General features: G+C 63.6%; 16 protein-coding genes. 9 read left to right on the top strand and 7 right to left on the bottom strand.

Annotated elements, in window-relative coordinates:
* Positions 1 to 87 precede the first annotated feature (87 nt).
* The 5 genes from DKK67_RS12520 to DKK67_RS12500 all read left to right on the top strand — a co-directional run bounded on the left by DKK67_RS12520 (position 88) and on the right by DKK67_RS12500 (position 3,926).
* Complete coding sequence (locus tag DKK67_RS12520) at positions 88 to 1,431, top strand: DUF2066 domain-containing protein (protein ID WP_111496652.1); 1,344 nt, start codon at positions 88 to 90, stop codon at positions 1,429 to 1,431.
* Positions 1,403 to 2,008, top strand: a complete 606-nt coding sequence (locus DKK67_RS12515; protein WP_204355782.1) for a CDP-alcohol phosphatidyltransferase family protein — start codon at positions 1,403 to 1,405, stop codon at positions 2,006 to 2,008. Before DKK67_RS12520 ends, DKK67_RS12515 begins: the two co-directional genes overlap by 29 nt.
* Complete coding sequence (hda, locus tag DKK67_RS12510; protein WP_111496651.1) at positions 1,990 to 2,700, top strand: DnaA regulatory inactivator Hda; 711 nt, start codon at positions 1,990 to 1,992, stop codon at positions 2,698 to 2,700. The genes DKK67_RS12515 and hda overlap by 19 nt, the downstream gene beginning before the upstream one ends.
* Before the next feature lie 75 nt (positions 2,701 to 2,775).
* On the top strand, positions 2,776 to 3,567 hold the full coding sequence (locus DKK67_RS12505; protein ID WP_111496650.1) for a ParA family protein: 792 nt from the start codon (positions 2,776 to 2,778) through the stop codon (positions 3,565 to 3,567).
* A 17-nt stretch (positions 3,568 to 3,584) separates the two neighbouring features.
* Positions 3,585 to 3,926 carry a YqcC family protein gene (locus DKK67_RS12500; RefSeq protein ID WP_111496649.1) on the top strand — a complete coding sequence of 114 codons (342 nt, stop codon included), beginning with the start codon at positions 3,585 to 3,587 and terminating at the stop codon, positions 3,924 to 3,926.
* Between the two features lie 27 nt (positions 3,927 to 3,953).
* Here DKK67_RS12500 and DKK67_RS12495 read toward each other — a convergent pair whose 3' ends face one another.
* Positions 3,954 to 6,710: a bifunctional diguanylate cyclase/phosphodiesterase gene (locus DKK67_RS12495; protein ID WP_162628827.1), complete on the bottom strand. Its 2,757-nt coding sequence runs from the start codon at positions 6,708 to 6,710 to the stop codon at positions 3,954 to 3,956.
* A gap of 225 nt (positions 6,711 to 6,935) precedes the next feature.
* Positions 6,936 to 7,784, bottom strand: a complete 849-nt coding sequence (gene nadC / locus DKK67_RS12490) for a carboxylating nicotinate-nucleotide diphosphorylase (protein ID WP_111496647.1) — start codon at positions 7,782 to 7,784, stop codon at positions 6,936 to 6,938.
* Between the two features lie 389 nt (positions 7,785 to 8,173).
* On the opposite strand from nadC, the gene DKK67_RS12485 reads away from it, so the two are divergent.
* The 4 genes from DKK67_RS12485 to DKK67_RS12470 all read left to right on the top strand — a co-directional run bounded on the left by DKK67_RS12485 (position 8,174) and on the right by DKK67_RS12470 (position 14,327).
* Positions 8,174 to 10,501 (top strand): DUF1631 domain-containing protein, encoded by a 2,328-nt coding sequence (locus tag DKK67_RS12485; RefSeq protein WP_111496646.1) that lies wholly within the window; start codon positions 8,174 to 8,176, stop codon positions 10,499 to 10,501.
* Between the two features lie 150 nt (positions 10,502 to 10,651).
* Positions 10,652 to 11,221: a 1,6-anhydro-N-acetylmuramyl-L-alanine amidase AmpD gene (gene ampD, locus DKK67_RS12480; protein WP_228160629.1), complete on the top strand. Its 570-nt coding sequence runs from the start codon at positions 10,652 to 10,654 to the stop codon at positions 11,219 to 11,221.
* Positions 11,221 to 12,111, top strand: a complete 891-nt coding sequence (ampE, locus tag DKK67_RS12475) for a regulatory signaling modulator protein AmpE (RefSeq protein WP_111496644.1) — start codon at positions 11,221 to 11,223, stop codon at positions 12,109 to 12,111. The genes ampD and ampE overlap by 1 nt, the downstream gene beginning before the upstream one ends.
* 188 nt (positions 12,112 to 12,299) lie before the next feature.
* Entirely contained in the window at positions 12,300 to 14,327 is a 2,028-nt protein-coding gene (locus DKK67_RS12470; RefSeq protein WP_111496643.1) for a methyl-accepting chemotaxis protein, read from the top strand.
* A gap of 34 nt (positions 14,328 to 14,361) precedes the next feature.
* On the opposite strand, the gene DKK67_RS12465 is transcribed toward DKK67_RS12470, so the two are convergent.
* From DKK67_RS12465 to DKK67_RS12445, 5 genes are all read right to left on the bottom strand, one after another.
* Complete coding sequence (locus DKK67_RS12465) at positions 14,362 to 14,925, bottom strand: cob(I)yrinic acid a,c-diamide adenosyltransferase (RefSeq protein WP_111496642.1); 564 nt, start codon at positions 14,923 to 14,925, stop codon at positions 14,362 to 14,364.
* Between the two features lie 14 nt (positions 14,926 to 14,939).
* On the bottom strand, positions 14,940 to 15,842 hold the full coding sequence (locus DKK67_RS12460; RefSeq protein ID WP_111496641.1) for a ketopantoate reductase family protein: 903 nt from the start codon (positions 15,840 to 15,842) through the stop codon (positions 14,940 to 14,942).
* 21 nt (positions 15,843 to 15,863) lie between these two features.
* On the bottom strand, positions 15,864 to 18,713 hold the full coding sequence (locus tag DKK67_RS12455) for a valine--tRNA ligase (RefSeq protein ID WP_111496640.1): 2,850 nt from the start codon (positions 18,711 to 18,713) through the stop codon (positions 15,864 to 15,866).
* Positions 18,714 to 18,822: 109 nt separating this feature from the next.
* The gene (locus DKK67_RS12450) at positions 18,823 to 19,311 is read right to left on the bottom strand and encodes a DNA polymerase III subunit chi (protein WP_111496639.1); all 489 of its coding nucleotides are present in this window, start codon (positions 19,309 to 19,311) and stop codon (positions 18,823 to 18,825) included.
* The gene (locus DKK67_RS12445; RefSeq protein ID WP_111496638.1) at positions 19,301 to 20,779 is read right to left on the bottom strand and encodes a leucyl aminopeptidase; all 1,479 of its coding nucleotides are present in this window, start codon (positions 20,777 to 20,779) and stop codon (positions 19,301 to 19,303) included. The genes DKK67_RS12450 and DKK67_RS12445 overlap by 11 nt, the downstream gene beginning before the upstream one ends.
* Positions 20,780 to 20,939: the final 160 nt, after the last annotated feature.

Genomic DNA, 20,939 nt, shown 5'->3' with positions numbered 1-20,939 from the left:
GGTGAGATAGCGTGGCCCCCGCTCGCTACTCAGTGCCGGGGCCATGGTGTATCCTATGCGCCATTCAAGCGAACAGCAGGGTGTTGAATGAAGTCTGTAGCCAAGTTGTCGATCCGGATGGCGTTTTCCTGTCTCCTGGCCCTGATTCCGCTGGTCGCCGGAGCGGTCACGGTCGATGGGCTCTACCGCGCGCAGGTGCCGGTGGCCAACACATCCGCATCCGCCCAGCAGGCGGCGTACCGGGAAGGGTTACGTCAGGTGCTGATGCGGGTGTCGGGGAATCGGGAGATTGTTGACAGCGAGGAGGTTGCCCCGCTGCTCGACGAGGCCGAATCCCTGCTGCAGTCCTACCAGTTCCAGCGGTCGCCTGACGGCAGCGACGAGTTATTGATGACCTTCGGTTCGGTGGGCGTCAACCGGGCCCTGGCCGATCTGCAGGTGCCGGTATGGGGTGCCAACCGCCCCCTGACCCTGAGCTGGATCGCGGTGGATTCCGGACGCGACCGCTGGGTGCTGACCCGGGACGACGATGGGCTCAACGAGCGCGGGCGCTGGGCCCGGGCGTTCAGCGAGGCGGCGGTTAAACGTGGCCTGCCGATGGTGTTGCCGTCGTCAGACGTGCGGAACAACCGGGATCTGGTATCGGAAATACGCGGCCAGTTCATGGATAGCCTGCGCGCCGAAGCCAGCGGCTATTCCCACAACCTGATGACGGTGGTGAACATCAGCCGGCGCGGCTCGTCCTGGGAGGCCCGCTGGTTGCTGGAAGGCCCTGCTTTCTCCGAGACTGGCGAGATTCGCGGTGAGCCATCGTCGGAAGCGGTCGCCGTGGCGGTGGTCGACGCCTGGTCGGACCTGCTGGCAGACCGTTATTCGGTGGATGCCGGGCAGGTTTCCGAGTCGCAGCGCGTGGATCTGGTGATTGACGACATAGCCACCGTTGAGGACTACGGGGCGGTCATGTCCTCCCTGCAGCGGATGACACCGGTGGTCTCCGCCGGCCCCGTGCAGGCCAGCGTTGATGAAACCACCATGCGAGTGGCGTTTTCCGGTGAGCTTTCGGTCCTGAAGGAATACATCGCGCTGGATAAGCGCTTCGAACCTGTGGCCGGTGAGGTCGAGGCGGTAGGGGTGGCGTCGCAGCCCTCCCAATCCGCAGCCGACATGTCTGCCTCGACAGTCGGTCAGGCGCCGGATGCAGGGCGGCAGCCGGAAGCCGCTGAAAATCCGACCGCGTCCACCGAGGCGGCCCCGCAAGAAGGCAATCAGCCAGTCGGTGACCAGGGCGCTGACGTCGGCCTGAACTACCGGCCAGCGGCATCCGATGCAGAGAGCGCGGATGCCGGTTCGGACCAGGACTTCGAGTCCCTGTACCCCGTGCTGCACTATCGCTGGGTCGGCGATGGGGCGGCGCAGGCAGCGGCTGAATGAGCAGGTGGGCACCCAGGTGAGGGAGATCAACCGCTGGCGCTGGATTCCCAACGCGCTGACGTTTCTCCGGTTGCTGCTGATAGTCCCGTTTGCGATTGCCCTGTATCATGAAGAGTACAGGACGGCGCTGCTGGTATTCGTGGTGGCGGCGTTATCCGATGGCTTTGATGGCTTCCTGGCGCGTCAGTTCGACTGGAAATCGCGCGTGGGGGCCATCGCGGATCCACTGGCGGACAAGGGACTGTTGATAACCGCTTACCTGATTCTTACGCTGACCGGCATCCTGCCGGTGTGGCTGTTCGTGCTGGTGCTGGGGCGGGATCTCCTGATCGTCGGCGGAGCGCTGGCCTTTCACTATTTCATCGGTCGCTTCGAGATGGCACCAAGTCTGCTGGGCAAGCTCAATACGCTGGTCCAGATTGTGGTGGTGCTGGCGATTGTCGTTTACCAGGCCGGCCTGCCAATGCCGGCCTGGGCACTGCCATGCGGCATTTGGCTGGTTACCGCCACCGCGGTCATCAGCGGCCTTCATTACACTCTGGTTTGGGCGCGTCGGGCATGGCAGGCAACTCACTAGACGGTTCACAATTGACACTCGGTGTCCGTCTGCGCGACGACGCTACATTCGCGAACTACCTGGGGCAGCGCAATGCCTTGCCGGCCCGTAAACTCCAGGCCTTGTCAGAAGACGCCAATCTACCGGTGATCGTCGTCTGCGGTGACAGCGGCACTGGAAAGAGCCACCTGTTGCAGGCAGTCTGCCACCACGCCGAGGATCTTGGGCTCAAGGCGCTGTGCCTTAACCTGAAAGAGCTGATGCCGATCGGTCCGCGGGCGCTGCAGGGCATGGAGGCCTTTGCCCGGGTCTGCCTGGACGATATTGAGGCTGTGCTGGGCGATCCGCACTGGGAAGAGGCGTTGTTCCACCTGTTCAACCGCATGCTGGACAACGGCCATCAGTTGATCATTGCGGCCGGATCGCCGCCTGGGCAGCTCAAGGTGGATCTCAAGGATCTGGCATCCCGCTTGCAACATGGCGTGGTGCTGCAGTTGGGACTGCCGCGCGACGAGGATCGCCTGCTGATACTCGGTACCCGGGCCGAACGTCGGGGCCTGGTGCTGCCCGACGATGTCAGTCGTTTTATCCTGCGTCGCGCATCGCGACATACCGGAGAGTTGCTGTCGATCCTCGAGCGCCTGGACGAGCGTTCGCTGCGGGAACAGCGCCGCCTGACCATTCCGTTCGTGAAAGCCGTCATGGGGTGGTAGCGCGCACGTCCTTTTGCACGTCAACCGCGCCGGCACCGTGAGCCGCCGGCGCGCACAACAAAAGGGAAGGGCATCATGAGACGCGTCGTATTCAACCAGAAAGGTGGTGTCGGGAAATCCAGTATTACCTGTAACCTGGCGGCGATCAGCGCCGCCGAAGGCAAGCGTACCCTGGTGGTGGATCTGGATCCCCAGGGCAACTCGACCCAGTATTTGCTCGGCAAGCCGGCGGCGGACCTCAAGGACACGGTGGCCGATCTGCTTGAACAGACGGTTTCCTTTTCGGTCTTTAATCGCCGGCCCGATGAGTTTGTCCACGCCACCGGTTTTTCCAATCTCTTCGTGATGCCCTCCAGCCCCGAGCTGGATTACCTGGAGCGCAAGCTCGAAGCCAAGCACAAGATCTACAAGCTGCGGGAAGCCCTGAAGAAGCTGGGCGAGAATTTCGACGAAATCTACGTCGACACGGCGCCGGCGCTGGATTTCTACACCCGCTCGGCGCTGATCGCCGCCCAGCGTTGCCTGATTCCCTTTGACTGCGATGATTTCTCCCGGCAGGCGCTGTACAACATCCTCGGCGAAATCCAGGATCTGCAGGAAGATCACAACCCCGACCTGATCGTCGAAGGCATCATTGCCAACCAGTTCCAGCCCCGCGCCTCACTGCCCAGGCGCCTGGTGCAGGAGCTGGTGGAGGAGGGCTTGCCCATCCTCGGGGTGCGTTTATCGGCGTCCGTTAAAATGAGAGAATCCCACCAGGCGCGACAGCCGCTGGTGCATTATGCGCCCAGGCACAACCTGACGCGTCAGTACCAGGATCTTTACCGCCTGCTCAATGGCGAGAAGGTGGACGTTGAACCCCTTTGACGGGGCGGAGTAACGCATTGACCAAGCAAGCTGAAACCGCCGCCGCGCACGTCGCGGATGGCCTGCTCACCATCGAAGTGGAACTGCGCCGGCTGGAGTACTGGGAGTACCAGCCGCCATCCCCGGAAGCGCTGCAAAGCGCCCAGCCTTTCTGCGTCGACACCCTGACCTTTCCCCAGTGGCTGCAGTTCATTTTCCTGCCGCGCATGAAGGATCTCATTGAGGCGGATAGGGACCTGCCGGCGGTATCGGGTATTGCGCCGATGGCGGAGGAATTTTTCCGCAAAGAGAGCGTGTCCGGCCGTGTCCTGATCAACGAACTGGCGCGGATTGACTCGATCCTGTCCGGCCAGCGCTGACCCCTTCCCATCTCTCCGGCAGGGGAATTAGCCGTCGGTGCCTTTCTGTCGGCCGTCTTCCGGCATGCTGATGGAGTAATGATCCTCCGGCAGCAGGCGGCGTCCCTTGCGCACATCCCTGAACAGCTCGCCCAGACCGGAACTGGGTAGGGGCGGACACAGTCTATGTCCCTGCAAAAGGTGGCAGCCGGCGCCGCGCAGGAACGCGTCTTCTTCCGCTGTTTCCACACCGGAGGCCGCCACCTTCAGGGAAAGCTGGCGCGCCAGGTTGATCAGGGTGTGTACGATGGCTGCCGTGTTTTCCTCGATCGGGGCCTGTTGCAACAGATCCGGATCGATCTTGACCTGGTCGAACGGCAGATCCCGCAGCAGTTTCAGTGACGACAGACCGCTACCGAAGCGATCCAGCACCAGGCCGATGCCGAGCGTGCGCAGCCGATCCAGCGTTTTTGCGGTTTCCTCAAGTCGATCACTGAGAGCTCGCTCGTCGATTTCCAGGGCCAGCAGGCTCGGGTCCAGGTGTGTGTCCTGGATGATGCGATGCAGCCGGGACGCCAGTTGCGGGTGATTGTACTGACGCGACGACAGATTGATGTTGACCGTGACCGGCGTTGGGCTCATCTCCTGGATGGCCCGGGATTGCAGGCAGGCGTTGTGGCAGACCCACTCGCCCAGTTGCTGGAGCTGTCCGGTCTGTTCGGCGACATCGAGAAAATCCTGTGGCGTCAGCAGGCCGCGGGTCGGGTGATTCCAGCGCAGCAGGGCTTCCAGCGCCACCACGCGCCCGTCGCGGACGTTGATGATGGGCTGGTAGTAGAGGTCCAGTTGGCCAACGCGGATCGCCTCGCGTAATTCCCGCTCCAAGTCCATCTGGCGCTGCATTTCCTCGTTCATGTCCTGGCTGAAGAACTGGATGTTGTTGCGGCCGGCCTTCTTGGCGCGGTACATCGCCATATCGGCGTTCTTGAGGAGGTCGTCGTAGGTCTTGCCGTCGACCGGCGCCAGGGTGATGCCAATGCTGGAGGTGATGACCAGTTCGCCACTCGGTACGCGAACGGGCTCTGTGATCGCCGACAGGATGCTGCGGGCCACTTTTTCGCACCCTTCGGCGCCGTTGACCTGATTCAGCAGGATGGCGAACTCGTCGCCCCCCAACCGGGCGATGGTGTCTTCCTGGCGTACGTTGCGTTGCAGGCGGCGGGCCAGTTCCTGCAGCAGCTCGTCGCCGGCGTCGTGGCCCAGGGTGTCGTTGATGCGTTTGAAGTGATCCACATCCAGCGCGATCAGGGCGCAGTAGTGGCCGTGGCGCAGTGCGCTGGTGATGGCCTGCCGGCAGCGGTCCTCGAACAGGCGCCGGTTGGCCGTGTCCGTCAGGACGTCGTAATGCGCCAGGTAGTGAAGCTGGTTCTGGGTTTCGCGGATCTCGGAGATGTCCTGGCCAATCAGGATGATGTGCGCCGGCGCTTCTTCATCTTCTTCGTGCAGGCGGTTTAGGTTCCATAGCAGCGTGTGGCTGGTGCCGTCGAAGCTGTTGACCTGGGTTTCGATCTGATCGCGGTCCAGGCCCGTGTGCAGGACTTTGGTCATCTTCCAGGCCAGCTCGTCACGCTGTTCCGGCGGGATAAAGGTGTCAAGCAGGTTGCGGTCCAGGGCTTCGTCACGGCTGTAGCCGAACAGCGACTCGGCGGCGCTGTTCCACTGGCGGATAAGGTTGTCCTGATCCACCACGATGATCGGGTTGCTGGTGTTCTCGAACAGGGCCCGGAAATGCCGGGACGAGCGTCGGAAGGATTTCTCCGCCTGTTCTCGGATGAAGATCTCGTCCTTGAGTTCGAAGTTGGTGAGCTGGAGCTCGCGGGTACGCTCCTCGACCGTGGACTCGAGGCTGTTCTCGACGCGCTCGCGGTCGGCCAGCAGGACCCGCAGGTAGCAGGTGGTACCGGCGATGGCCAGGATCAGGGTTTCCCCCAGCAGGACTTCCATGCCGCGGGGCATATCGGGGCTGCCCATCAGGAAGACGCTGGCCAGCGCCGCAAAGGTGGCCAGGGTAATGGCCAGCATGCTGCCGCCCAGGGAAAAGCGCGTCGCCGACCAGGTCATCAGCGGCAGCAGCAGGGTCAGTGCCTGCAGGGCGTTATGCAGGGTCAGCCCGAGGATGAAGAGCAGGCCGGCCAGCCACAGCAGCCATTCCAGGGGGCGTTGGAACAGACGTGCAACCAATGGCTCTCGCACCAGGCTTAGCAGCAGCGGTGTCACGGTCAGACAGCCCAGGCTGTGGGCAAACCAGGCGAACAGCAGGACTTCGTTCAGCGGCGGGCTGTCCGGAGTGGCGTTGAGCGACGCCAGATAGGTCACCGGCAGGGCTGCGGCGACAGACCCCAGGGTGATGGCGCCGAGCAGCCAGAGGAAGCCAATGTAGTCCGACAGCGGGTTGTGGCTGCGGGACATCTTCCAGAACACCCAGTACGCCAGCCCCGGCGCAAGGCAATAGGAAAGCAGGTTGGCCGCCAGCGTGTTGATGGTGTCGTTATTGGTGGGCCCGGTCAGGTAACCGGTCGCCAGGGCGGACACGATCAGGCCAACGAAGACCGGGAGCGCTGAACTCCGGAATCGCAGGACGAGCAGGGCCAGGGCAAAACCGGACGGCAGCCAGATCGCGGGCACTGGCGTGACGCCCGACGGCAGTTGAATGCAGACGACAGCAAGCGCGACGACGGCCGCTGCAATCAGCAAGTTAGCCAGCAGGGTCCGGGCGGACTCGGCCAAACGAGCTGGTGCGTTCAATTGAAACCCTTCCCTGGTAAGTAACGGGTCCAGGCAAGCTGGGGCCGTGGGGCGGTGCGAAAGCAGGCCGTCCATTCCCTGGCTGCCCGGCGTCCATTACATTTCATACGGTTTTACAATTTACTCACACGTCTCCAAGCTTACTCCGAATTGCATGGGTTGATACACGCTTACGGTTACCGACTGTAAGCCCGGAGTAGCGGGACGCGATGTGTCACAAGCATGCTACATGTTCAGGCGCAAGGAAAGATCGACGGCCTTCAAATCTTTGGTCAATGTGCCCAGTGAAATGTAGTCGACACCGGTTTCGGCGATGGGGACGAGGGTGGTTTCAGTGATGCCGCCGGAGGCTTCGATGCGTGCCCGGCCGTTGTTTTCGGCTACGGCAGTGCGCATGTCGTCGAGGGAGAACTCATCGAGCATGACGATGTCGGCGCCGGCATCAAGGGCCTGGCGGAATTCGTCCAGGTTCTCGGTTTCCACTTCCACCGGGCGACCCGGGGCGATCCGGTGGGCTTCTGCGACGGCATTGGCGATGGAGTCGCAGGCGGCGATGTGGTTCTCCTTGATCAGGAAGGCGTCGTAGAGTCCGATGCGATGATTGTGGCAGCCGCCGCAGGTGACCGCGTACTTCTGCGCAAGGCGCAGGCCGGGCAGGGTTTTGCGAGTGTCGAGCAGGCGCACGGAGGTGTGGGCAACCCGGTCGGCGTAATGGCGGCAGCGGGTGGCCACGCCGGACAGCGATTGCAGCCAGTTCAGGGCGCAGCGTTCTGCCGTCAGCAGGCTGCGGGCATTCCCCTCGGCGGTAAACAGGGTGTCGTCTGCCGTTACCCGGTCACCGTCCTGGCAGGCCCAGGTCAGCGTGACCGTTGGATCCACCTGGCGGAACACTTCCTCGACCCACTCACGCCCGGCGATCACGGCTTCCTCGCGAGTAATGACCCGGGCCGACGCCGTCACATCCGCGGGAATCAGGCGGGCCGTGATATCGCCGCTGCCGATATCTTCCTGCAGGCTCAGGGCAACGGCCTGGGCTCGGGCGGAATTGAGCTGGGCGGGATCAGGGGTGGTCATGGGCTCGGGCTCCGGTTATAGGCTGCGGTTCTCGGGGCCGGCCTGGGCCGGGCGTCCGGAAAAGCGGAGTTTAATGGCTCTGCCGGACCGCGCCAAGGTTGATTTTCGCCGCCGGCCCCGTGTTGGCGCAAACGTGAGGCCGGGTGACCGAAAGCGTCAACCTGCGATCGCGACGTTAATTAGTCGCGATTACAACTGATTGAAACGGCGGCAAAATCGTTTGAAAGTGTGACGTGGTTTGGGCCGTCACAAATGGTGACAAAACCTGACACAAGATGACGCGGTTTCCGCCTATGATGCCAGAGTGGATGTAAACTCATGTGAAATGGGCCGTTTGCAATCGTCAGCCAGGACGATTGTACGCAGCCAAGTGCTCGGAGGCAGTCGTCATGGTCAGTGACAATCGCGTTGTGGATCTGCGCAAGGCATCCGGAGAACGTTCGTTCTCGTTGCCTGCATCGCTGATCCGGCTGCGTGACTATTCCGGGCAGTCCCTGCGCACGCAACTCTCGGAATTCTTCGACAGTGCCGACGATGCCCTGTTCGACCTGGCCGACAAGGCCGGTTCCAATCAGGATCAATCCGCCTACTTCGATGCCATGCGCGAACTGCGCCTGCGCCGCAAGGCGATGTCCCTGTCAATCCAGCAGTGGGTGGCCCGGGCTTTCAATGAAATGGGCTCGTTCGATCCGCGCCCCCGCTCCTCCGGCCTCACGGAAATTGATCAGGAGGCTCTCAGTCTGGTCGATCACGGTGATCACGAGCAGCAAGTGGCCATCGACAACCTGATCAACAAGCTGCGTAACCGGCACCAGGAGCTGATCCGCATGCTGGTACACCGTTTCCAGCACTTGGTCCCCGCGGCAAAGCTTGAAGACCGGCATATGCCGCTCAGTCCGGAAGTGATCTGCAGCGGTCTGCAGGAAGCCTGCAACGATCTCGATATCGATATCCGCGCCAAGCTGGTGGTGCTCAAGCTGTTCGACAAGCTGTTTATTCATCGGCTCGACAGTCTTTACCGCGATGCCAACGAGCTGCTGATCAAGCAGGGCGTGTTGCCGGACATGAAGCGCCCGCCGGTGGGCGCACCGATGAAGAAACGACCGGCGCCCAAGGCCTCGGCGTCGGCTCCGCAACAGACCGACGCCGAAGAGCTCTCCACCCGGCCGGATGGTTTTCCTCCCGTCGAGGGCGACCATCAGGCGACGTTTTCCGAGCTGTCGGCCCTGCTGCACACCCAGCAGGGCAGTGCCCAGGCTGACAGTAGCGCCGGTGCGGGCTCGGATATGACGACGACGGAGCTGATGCGCCAACTGGCGCAGCTCCAGAGCCGGTATGACGTCCACGATGCGGAGCACGGCCAGGAAGAAACCACCGGCGGAGGCAATCTGACCCGGCAGGTGGAAACGATGCTCGCCCGCAAGGGGCAGGCCATGGCGTCGTTGAACCAGGTGGACGCCGATGTGGTCAACCTGGTGACCATGCTGTTCGATTTCATCCTCGAAGACCGGCAACTGCCGCAGGCGATGAAGATGGTGATCGGACGCCTGCAGATCCCGATCCTCAAGGTGGCACTGCTGGACCGGAGCTTCTTCAACCGGGGCGGCCACCCGGCGCGTAAGTTGCTCAACGAGCTGGCCATGGCGGGCATCGGCTGGACCGAGAAAGCGGCCGGCCAGCGTGATCCGCTGCGTGAAAAGATCGAGGCGGTGGTGGATCGTCTTGTCGGTGACTTTACCGACAATGTCGAACTGTTCTCCGAGCTGCTGGCGGAATTCAGTCACTTCATGGATCTTGACCGGCGCCGCCGAGAGCTGGTCGAGCAGCGGCTGCGTGACGCCGAGGAAGGCCGCGCCCGGCAGGAGCGCGCCCGTGAGGCGGCCCGCCTGGTGCTGGAGCCGCTGCAGTCCGGTCGCCAGCTTCCTGAAGTAGTTCATACCATCCTGGGCGAGCCCTGGATGAAAGTGCTGCAGTTCCTCTACTTGCGCGAAGGTGAGGGCAGCGATGCCTGGACCCATTCGGTCGAGCTGGCCCGGGAACTGGTGTGGAGTGTTGATCCTGCTCCGGTGACCGATGAAACCCGCGCCCAACTGCTGCGTCGCATCCCGTCCATCGTGGACAACCTGCGCAAATCCCTGCATTCCATTTCCTGGGACCCGTTCGCCAGCGATGCCCTGATTCGGGATCTGGAGCTGGCCCATGTGGATATCCTGCAGCAGCTGGCGTTGCAGTCTCCGGTAGCGGCTCCGGTCGACACGCCGGAACCGCCGGTTGATGCGTCAGTGGCTGAGGCTGTCGCCGAGTTCCAGGCGCCTCAGGTCAGCGAGCCGACGGAGCCGGCACCGGTTGCCGAGGCCGCGAATACCCCGGAGGCGCCTCGGGCGCCGGTTGCTCCGGCAGCGGAAGAAACAGTCGGGACCGAGCATGCCGATGTTGATCCACGCTGGCAGGACATGGCTCAGAAGCTGCGGGTGGGTTCCTGGGTGGAGTTGCTCAACGACGGCCAGAAGAGCCGCTGTAAGCTGGCCGCGGTGATCAAGGCGACCGGCAAGTTCATTTTCGTTAACCGCAATGGTGCGAAGGTCAAGGAATACACCCTGGAAGATGTGGCCCAGGCGCTTTCCACGGGAGAAGTCAGCATGCTCGATGATGGCCTGATCTTCGACCGGGCGCTGGAATCGATCATCGACAACCTGCGCCATAACCGCCGGGACTGACGGTGTTCCGGGTAGCCGCCTTTGCCCGGTGGGCGGCACTTCGTTGCTTTGTGCATGAATCGACGTAGAATGGCGGACCGGATTTCGGTTTCCTCCTGAACAAGCGATGGATGCATTTTGACTGCCCGGTCCCGTAACCAAACCTTCCAGATTGACGATGCCGGCTGGCTCGTCGACGTTGAACACTGCCCGTCGCCCAACTTCGGGCCCCGCCCTCCCGAGCGCCCCATCTCGCTTCTGGTGGTCCATAACATCAGCCTGCCGCCGGGCCGGTTTGGTGGAGACGCCATCGAGCGTTTTTTCTGCAACCAGCTGGACGCGGCGGAGCATCCTTATTTCCAGGAAATCCGCGATCTGCGTGTATCGGCCCACGCGCTGGTGCGCCGTGACGGCACCTGCGTGCAGTTCGTGTCCTTTCAGGATCGGGCCTGGCACGCCGGGCGCTCGTGTTTTCTCGGCGAAGAAGAATGTAACGACTTCAGTATCGGCATCGAGCTGGAAGGCACCGATGACTTGCCCTACGAAGCCGGACAATACCGGACGCTGGCGGCTCTTGCCCAGGCGATCCGGACGCGCTGGCCAGCGGTGACGCCTGAGCGCATGACGGGCCACTGCGACATCGCGCCCGGTCGCAAGACGGACCCGGGGCCGGCGTTCGACTGGTCGCATTTCCGGCGGTGCCTGGCGGATGCGGTCCCTCCGGCTGGAGACTCCTGCTAATGGGCTTTGTCATTCTGCTGGTGGCCTATGTGATGCGGCGGTTTCTCGACAGCTCTCCCCGCGAAGGGGCGGAAGGCTGGCTGCGCCGGGCGCTGGCCCGATTCCCCGGGGTGGCGGCGGGCCGTGAGGCGCGCGCGGGGCTTGGCCTGGCATTGCTGGTTCTGCTGGTGGTCGCGGTGGCTGTGTTGAATATCGCACTGCAACGAAGCCCGGTGTGGCCGCTGACCTGGTTGCTCGACCTGGTCGTGCTGCTGGCTATGATGGGTGTGCCGGGCTGGCGTAATCCGTTGGGGGCCTATGGCGAAGCCTGGCGCCGTGGGGATGCCCAGGCCGCCTGGCACCACGTCAATCATCTGCTTCCAGCGCCGGAGCGCGGGTTGGCGACGGAGCCGCGGGAACTGCATCGACTGCTGGCGCGCCAATTTGTGGCGGTGGTGTTCGAGCGTTATTTCCTGGTGATTTTCTGGTACGTGCTGGCCGGCCCGGCGGGCGCCGTCGGTGCGCGCCTGGCGGTGGCCCTGCGGGATCACTGGCCACATCCGGCCGGCCGTGAAACCTTTGCCCGCTTCGTTTTCCCGATTGCCTGGATTCCGGCGCGCCTGCTCAGCATCAGCTTCGGTGTGGCGGGTGATCTGGCGGGCTGGATGGGCGGTGCCGGACGGCGCATCCTGTCACCCGGTATGGCCGCGGCGGACCTGCTGTTCGATAGCGCCAATCGGGCGTTGTCGAGCTATTCGCTTGACCCGGACCGCTTCGCCCGGACGCACCCGGACGAGTGGCAGGACTACGGTGAGCGCAGCCTGCGCGCGGTACGCGACCTGATGAACCGCAGTCTGTTCGTGTGGATCTGTGCCCTGGCATTGCTGGCCATTGGCGGGGTGTTTACGTAAAACCGGTGCCGGCCTGTCATGGCCTGAAGAAAAACGATAAAACTCAACTTTATCGAACGCCGGCCGATAATAACCATAACGACGCTATCTCGCGGCTGCCGACACCCAGCACGTGAAGAAGCGTGACATAACAAAAAACAAGAACCCTGGCTGTGGATTGGCCAGCACGCGTGTTAGAGGGGGAACGTGTGAGTCAACTGCTGTATCCTGCCGTCGCGCTGATGAACCGGTTGCCGATGATCTATAAGTTCGGCCTCATCAGTGTCCTGTTCCTGCTGCCGATTGGCGGCCTGTCCTACCTGCTGGTCAGCCAGCTCAACCAGTCCATCGCCGCCATCAGTGAAGAGGCGGAAGGATTGACGCAACTGGACCGTGTTAATGCGCTGGTCCGTGCCGCGTACGACTACCGTGACTACCGCGCCGTTGGCAAGGTGCGCAATGATGACGCGTTCCTGTCCATGAGTGATGAAGCCGCACAGCGGATTGACGGGACCCTCGAGGCGCTGCAGGCGTCCCGGCCCGGATTCGACCACAACGGCGCCTGGAATGCGCAGGTCGCTGCGGTGGGGCAGGCGTGGCAGCAGCTCCGACAGGAAGACATTTTCCAGAGCAACATCGATCCCCAGATTGGTTACTACCAGGAATTCGTGCAGAAGACCCGGGCGCTGCTGGAATCGACGCTGAAGGTGTCCGGTCTGGCCCGGGATGCCGATCCGGACAACCAGATGCTGCTGCAGCTGGCCGCCAACTCGGTCCATGATTCGGCCAGCCTTGAGGGGCGAGTGCGCGCCTTCGGTATCTACGCGCTGGATCAGGGCACCGTGGGCTATGCCCTGGCCGATGTGATGAACGGTCTTTTCGACGAGCTTACGAGTCTCAACAGCCGCATTGAGTCGGAATTCCAGGTCGCGGTTGGCGCGTCCCCGGTCCTGAAGCAGCATGCCGACGCGATTGATTCGGTGGTGCAGAGCAGCGTCGCGGTGCGCGATGCACTGGATGTGAACGTCATTACGCCGTACCGGCTGGAAATGTCCTGGCAGGACTTTGATGCCCTGGTGACGCCAGAGATCGAGCGTCATTTTGCCCTGCAGGACACCCTGTTCAGCATTGTGCGCGGCAATCTCGAGGCGCGCTTGGCGGATGAAGCCGGGCAGCGCCTGACGATCTTCCTGGTGCTGGGAGCGCTGCTCCTGGTGGTGGTCTATCTCTACCTGGGGTTCTTCCTGTCGGTGCGCACGGCGATCAACCGGTTTGGCGCGGCGGCCCGACAGGTGGCCGCGGGTGACATGACCGCTCAGATCCAGCTGGATAACCGTGACGAGCTGGGCGCCCTGACCGGCGAATTCAATAACATGACCCGGCACATGGCGGAATTGGTGCGTTCGGTCAGCCGTACTACCGGCGACGTGGATGGCCAGGCGTCCCGGGTGAACGACAGCGCCAGCGCCAACAGCGAGGCGGTGACCCGGCAGATGGCGGAAACCGACCAGATTTCCGACGCCATGCAGCAGATGGTGGACACGGTGCAGGAAGTGGCGGAAAGCGCCCAGCGCGCGTCGGACTCGGCCGGTCACGCCGAGAAGGACGCGGAAACCGGTCGTCAGGTGGTCGCCGAAACCGTCGACACGATCCATACGCTGGCTCATGAAATCCGTGGGGCCGTGGACGTGATCAACCGCGTCAGCCAGGACAGTGACAGCATCAGCCAGGTGCTGGTGGAGATCAAGGCGATTGCCGAGCAAACCAACCTGCTGGCCCTGAACGCCGCCATCGAGGCGGCCCGCGCCGGGGAGCAGGGGCGCGGTTTCGCGGTGGTGGCGGATGAGGTGCGTTCCCTTTCCCAGCGCACGCACCGTTCGACGGAGGACATCGAAGAAATGATTGGTCGCCTGCAGGGCGGTGTGCGTGAGGCGGTGAGCGCCATGACCAACAGTCATGAGGTGACCGACGCCACCGTGGCCAAATCCTCGGAAGTCACCGATGCCCTGGAGAAGATTCTGGCGGGGATTTCCACCATCGTGGATATGAGCCACCAGATCGCCCAGGCGTCCGAAGAGCAGTCGGCGGTGGCTAAGAACATCAACACCAACGTCGAGCAGATCACCGACCTGGGCCATCGTACCGCCGGCAATGCGCAGGAAACGCTGTCGGCGGCGCAGGAAATGTCAGGCCTGACCGGCGAGCTGCGCCGGCTGGTGGCGTCTTTCCGGGTGTGAGCGCCGCCGTCCGTCCGGGCGGCGCGCCAGGCGGTCAGTCTTTGGGCTTATCCGGGGAAGGGGACCAGAGTACCTCCTCGCCGCCATTGCGGCGGGCGAGGATGCGGGCAAACACGAACAGCAGGTCCGACAACCGGTTCAGGTAGCGGCGCGAAGCGTCGTTAATGGAATCTTCGTGCCCAAGGGCCACCACCACCCGCTCGCCGCGGCGGCAGATGGCGCGGGCCAGATGGCAGTGTGCGGCGTCGCGCCGACCGCCGGGCAGGATGAAGTTTTTCAGCGGCGGTAAGGCTTCATTCCATTCGTCCAGCGTGTTTTCCAGCCACTCGATGTGGCCGTCGCCGATCATGTGGCTGCCCGGTATGGCGAACTCGCCGCCCAGGTCGAACAGATGGTGTTGGATCTGGCGCAGCAGCGTCGCCAGTTCGGCCTCCCCGTCCAGTTCTTCAATCAGCACGCCGATCTGGCAGTTCAGTTCGTCGACGGTGCCCATGGCGTCCACCCGTTGGGCGTTCTTGGCAATGCGGCTGCCGTCCGCCAGCCCGGTGGAGCCGTCGTCCCCGGTCTTCGTATAGATCTTGGAAAGTCGATAACCCATGAATCCTGTCCTCGTCAGAGTGCTTTTACAGCGTCGGCCAGGGCTTGGTTGACCGGAGCGGCCAGCCCGGCGGCGGCCGAAGCCCGGGCGACGAACCCGTTCATCATGTCTATTTCGGTGCTTCGTCCGGCGCGTACGTCCTGGCGCATTGACGAGCTGTTGGCCGCCGTGCGCCGGGCCACGTCCCGCACCTGCTGTTCCAGCGCTGTCGGGCTGGCGTGGCGCCCCTCGTGCTGCATCAACGCGCTCACCTCGCGACACACCGCGCCGATGCGTTCCTCGAAGTAGGGCGTTCCCAGGATCTCACCGTTGGGGCAGTCGAGCAGGGCGGTAAACGGGTTGATGCCGGCGTTGATCGCCAGTTTCTGCCACAGTCGCGCCTCAATATCCGGGTCGACGTCCAGGCGCAGGCCGCAGGGAGTCAGCAACGGGCGCACGGTATCTACGCTGGCGCGACCGGAATCGTTCAGTCCACCCAGCCAGGTGGTGCCGCGACCGGCGTGGACCAGATGGCCTTCCGATGCGATGTAGGCGCCCTCGGTGGTGGACGCGGCCAGCACCGGGTGGTGAGGCCCGAAACGGTCCCGGATTGTCTGTTGGCTGCCCATGCCGTTCTGGAAGAGAACCAGTGGAAGGTGCGCGGGGAGATCGGCCTGAAGCCGCTCAACCGCAGCCTCGGCGTCTGGCGCCTTGGTCATGACCAGGGCGGCCGAGAGCGACTGCAGGTGATCCCAGAGGGGAATGGAGACGTGGCGCTGGACGCCGTCGGTGTCCGTCATCAGATAGCTGACGGTATCGCCCGGCGAGCGGCGGGTGGCAAAGACCACGGGCCGAGTGGGCTGCAGATGCGCCGCCCAGGTGCGGCCCATGGCGCCGGCGCCGATGATCAGGATCGGGGGAACGGTCGATTCGGTCATCGGGCGCCGGCTCCAGCGGTTTTACATGGCTTCGATCTTGCCGCGCTGGTCCTGCAGGCGGGTGAGACTGCTTTCGGCGTCGGCCAGCTTGGCTTTCTCTTTCTCCACCACTTCGGCCGGGGCCTTGGCAGTGAAGCTCTCGTTGCCCAGCTTGCCCTCCAGGCGCTTGATGTCCTTGCCGATGCGTTCCAGCTCTTTGTCCAGGCGAGCCAGTTCGGCGTCCTTGTCGATCAGGCCGGCCATGGGCACCAGCACTTCCATCTCGCCCACCAGTTGGGTGGCGGACATGGGGGCCTCTTCGTCGCCCAGCCAGGTCAGGTTCTCCAGCTTGGCCAGGGAGACCAGGAAGCTGCGGTTCTTCTCCATGCGCTGGTGGTCGGCGTCCGGGCCGCGCAGCAGTACTGGAATCCGCTTGGCGGGTGATATGTTCATCTCGCCACGGATATTGCGCACGGCGACGATGGCGCCTTTGAGCCATTCGATGTCCGCTTCGGCATCCGCATCGATCCGGCTCTCTTCGGCCTGCGGGTAGGGCTGCAGCATGATGGTGTCGCCCGACTTGCCGGCCAGCGGCGCCACGCGCTGCCAGATTTCCTCGGTAATGTAAGGAATGATCGGGTGCGCCATGCGCAACACGGCTTCGAGTACGCGCACGAGGGTGCGGCGGGTGCCGCGCTTGGCTTCGGCGGAGGCGTTGTCGTCGGTCAGTACCGGCTTGGACAGCTCCAGGTACCAGTCGCAGTACTCGTTCCAGATGAACTCGTAGATGGCGTAGGCGGCGAGGTCGAAGCGGTACTGGTCCAGGTGGCGGGTCACTTCTTTCTCGCAGGTCTGCAGGGCGCTGATGATCCAGCGGTCCGCCAGGGACAGTTCCACCGGCTCGTCGTTGGTGCCGCAGTCCTCGCCTTCGGTGTTCATCAGCACATAGCGGGCGGCGTTCCACAGCTTGTTGCAGAAGTTGCGGTAGCCTTCCAGGCGCTTCATGTCCCAGTTGATGTCGCGGCCGGTGGTGGCCAGGGACGCCAGGGTGAAGCGCAGGGCGTCGGTGCCGTGGGCGCTGATGCCTTCCGGGAATTCCTTCTTGGTGCGCTTGGCGATCTTCTGCGCCAGTTGTGGCTGCATCATGTTGCCGGTGCGCTTGTCCAGCAGGTCGTTCAGGGAGATGCCGTCCATCATGTCCAGCGGGTCGAGGACGTTGCCCTTCGACTTGGACATCTTGTTGCCCTGTTCGTCGCGGATCAGGCCGGTGACGTAAACGGTCTTGAACGGGACCTGCGGCTGGCCGTTCTCGTCCTTCATGAAGTGCATGGTCATCATGATCATCCGGGCGACCCAGAAGAAGATGATGTCGAAGCCGGTGACCAGCACGTCGGTGGGGTGGAACGTGGCCAGGCGCTCGCTGTCTTCCGGCCAGCCCAGGGTACCGAAGGTCCACAGGGCGGAGCTGAACCAGGTGTCGAGGACGTCGGCGTCCTGCTCCAGGTTGAGGTCGGCGGCCAGGCTGTACTTCTCGCGCACAGACGCTTCGTCGCGGCCCACATAGATGTTGCCCTCGGCGTCGTACCAGGCCGGGATGCGGTGGCCCCACCAGAGCTGGCGGGAAATGCACCAGTCCTGGATGTCGCGCATCCAGGAGAAGTACATGTTCTCGTAGTTTTTGGGCACGAACTCAATGCGACCGTCTTCCACCGCTTCGATGGCCGGCTTGGCCAGGGTTTTGGCGTCGGCGAACCACTGGTCGGTCAGCATCGGCTCGATGATCAGGCCGGAACGGTCGCCGCGCGGCACGCTCAGAACGTGGTCTTCCACCTGATGCAGCAGGCCGTCGGTGTCCAGATCGGCGACGATCTGCTTGCGGGCGTCCTCGCGGGACAGACCGGCGTAGGCGGAGGGCAGGGCGCCGCTGATGTCGGTGTTGGCGGTGCCGTCGCTGTTGAAGACTTCGCCTTCGGCGCGGATATCGGCATCCGGCGTCATCACGTTGATCATCGGCAGTTCATGGCGCTTGCCGACGGCGTAGTCGTTGAAATCGTGGGCCGGGGTGATCTTCACGCAGCCGGAGCCTTTTTCCGGATCGGCGTGCTCGTCGGCGATGATGGGGATCTCACGGTTGACCAGGGGCAGCATGACGGTCTTGCCGATCAGATGCTGGTAGCGCTCGTCGGACGGATGCACGGCGACCGCGGTGTCGCCCAGCAGGGTTTCCGGGCGGGTGGTGGCCACCACCAGGTGGTCCTTACCGTCGCGGGTTGTCTCACCGTGGGCCAGCGGGTAGCGCAGGTGCCAGAAGTGTCCCTTCTCTTCCTTGTTCTCCACCTCCAGGTCGGAGATGGCGGTGTGCAGTTTCGGGTCCCAGTTGACCAGGCGCTTGCCGCGGTAGATCAGGCCCTCGTCGTACAGGCGGATAAAGACTTCCTGGACCGCCTTGTAGAAGCCGTCGTCCATGGTGAAGCGCTCGTGATCCCAGTCCACCGAGTTACCCAGGCGGCGCATCTGGCGGGTGATGGTGCCGCCGGATTCCTCTTTCCAGTCCCAGATACGCTTGATGAACTCGTCGCGGCCCAGATCGTGGCGGTTCTTGTCCTCTTCCACGGCCAGTTTGCGCTCGACCACCATCTGCGTGGCGATGCCCGCGTGGTCGGAGCCTACCTGCCAGAGCGTGTTGCGGCCCTGCATGCGGCGGAACCGGGTCAGGGTGTCCATGATGGTGTGCTGGAACGCATGGCCCATGTGCAGGCTGCCGGTGACATTGGGCGGCGGGATCATGATGCAGTAGGAGTCGCCTTCGCCCTGCGGACGGAAGTAACCCTTCTGCTCCCAGTTCTGGTACCACTGACGCTCAATATTCTCGGGCTGGTAGGTCTTTTCCATGAAGGTATCTGCTTAATGCCTGGTTAAACGTGAGGGACGTGATTATACATGGCGCGGAACATCCGGGCGAACCCTGGCAGGGTGCCCGGAGGACGCGTAGCCGCGGGGCCTAGTGCCCCGTCTGGTTGCTTCCTGCGGCGCGCCGGGCGTCGTGCACGCGGGCTTCGATGCCCAGCTCGCGCAGCTGGCGGAAATGGGTGCGGGCCTGGTTCAGGGTGGCGGCGTCGGAACTGGCGATCAGGGCCAGACGCTGGAAGCGGTCGGCGTGGGCGGGCAGGGTATTGCCCAGCACGATCACGGTGTCCCAGTCATCCGGCGACGGGTGGTCCGTCATCAGGCCGACCCGCTCCGGGCAGGGATCCGCGCTGCGCGCCAGGCGCCGGTGCGGCAGGAAACTCTCCGGACTGTACTGCCAGAGCATGGTGTCCGCGGCCTCCAGCTGTTCGCCCGGGTTGCACACCAGGCCGATCCGGTCGCCCTGCTTCCACGCCTTCTCCGCCAGGCGGGCGGCGTAGAGCAGGCGCGCGGATTCCGTGTCCTGGGGCAGCAGGTAGAACCAGTGCCGGCCTTGCGACCGGCCGGATGGATCAGTCGACATTGGACAGCAGGTAGTCGACCAGCAGCGGCACCGGACGACCGGTGGCGCCTTTCTCCTTGCCGGACAGCCAGGCCGTTCCGGCGATGTCCAGGTGCGCCCAGCGGTACTGCTTGGTGAAGCGCGACAGGAAGCACGCCGCGGTGATGGAGCCGGCCGGGCGTCCGCCGATGTTCTGCATGTCGGCGAAGTTGCTGTCCAGCTGCGCCTGGTAAGCGTCCCAGATGGGCAGCTGCCACGCTCGGTCACCGGTGGTCTGGCCGGATTGCAGCAGGCGCTGCGCCAGTTCGTCGTCGTTGCTGAACAGGCCAGTGGTTTCCTTGCCCAGGGCGATGATGCAGGCGCCGGTCAGGGTGGCCAGGTCGACCACGGTTGCCGGGTTGTACTTGCCGGCATAGGTCAGGGCGTCGCACAGTACCAGGCGGCCCTCGGCGTCGGTGTTGAGGATTTCGATGGTCTGGCCGGACATGGAGGTAACGATGTCGCCCGGACGGGTCGCGCCGCCCCCCGGCATGTTCTCTGCGGCCGCCACGATGGCCACCACGTTGATGGCCGGCTTGATCTCGGCAATCGCACGCATGGCCCCAAAGACACCGGCGGCCCCGCCCATGTCGTATTTCATCTCGTCCATGCCTTCGCCGGGCTTGAGGCTGATGCCGCCGGAGTCAAAGGTGATGCCTTTGCCTACCAGTACGTGCGGCTTCTCCTTGGCCTTGCCGCCGCGGTATTCCATCACGATCAGCTTGGCCGGCTGGTCGCTGCCGGCGGAAACGGACAGCAGGCTGTTCATGCCCAGCTTCTTCATCTGCTTCTCGTCGAGGATCTCGGTCTTGATGACGTCGTGTTCCTTGGCGAGGTTCGTCGCCTGTTCCGCCAGCCAGGTCGGGTGGCAGACGTTGGGCGGGGTGTTGCCCAGATCGCGGGTAAAGTTCATGCCGTGGCCGACGGCTTCGCCGGTGGCCAGCGCGGCCTTGAGGGCTTTGTTGTTGGCCGAGGCCGTCACGGAAACCCGGTTCAGCGCCGGCGCGGTGGTCTTGCTGCTCTTGAACTCACCGAATCGGTATTGCTGTTCCTCGCAGACACGGGCGATCAGGCTGACGCGCCAGGCTTCGTCGCGGTCCCGGACCTCATTGTCCGCCAGGGCGACCAGGGCGTGTTTGGCGGGGGAGTCCTGCAGCTTGGCAAACGCTGTGTTCAGCAGCTTGCGGAAGCCCAGTGGGTCCTGGGGAGCATCGCTGCCGCTGCCGACGACCAGGAGGCGTTTCCAGGGCTGCTCCTTGAGCGGCAGCATCAGGTTGCTGCCCGCTTTGCCAGAGATATCCCCGTTCTTCTGCAAATCCTTGATCTGGCCATTGAGAGCCGCGTCGGCGGCGGAGGTGGAGGCCGGCCAGTCGCCTTTCTCGGGAACGGACACGACCAGGCAGTCGGCTTTGATGTCGGTCAGGGATTTGCTGTTCAGGGTGTATTTCATGGCAGCTCCGTTTGGTTGATTCTGCATCGCTCGTCGGCTCGGCGACGACGGTAAGGGCGTGGCACCGGCGGCATCCTGTGGCCGCCCGAAAGGCCCCAAGTGTACGTTATGGCCGTCGCCATTGGCTACGCCGGCCCGTGCGGTCCGGATTGCGCTGTGG

Origin of the sequence: Marinobacter bohaiensis (assembly GCF_003258515.1) — a bacterium.
Taxonomy (GTDB): domain Bacteria; phylum Pseudomonadota; class Gammaproteobacteria; order Pseudomonadales; family Oleiphilaceae; genus Marinobacter_A; species Marinobacter_A bohaiensis.
Note: the sequence above shows the minus strand (reverse complement) of the source record. Positions and strands in the feature narration are given on the sequence as shown.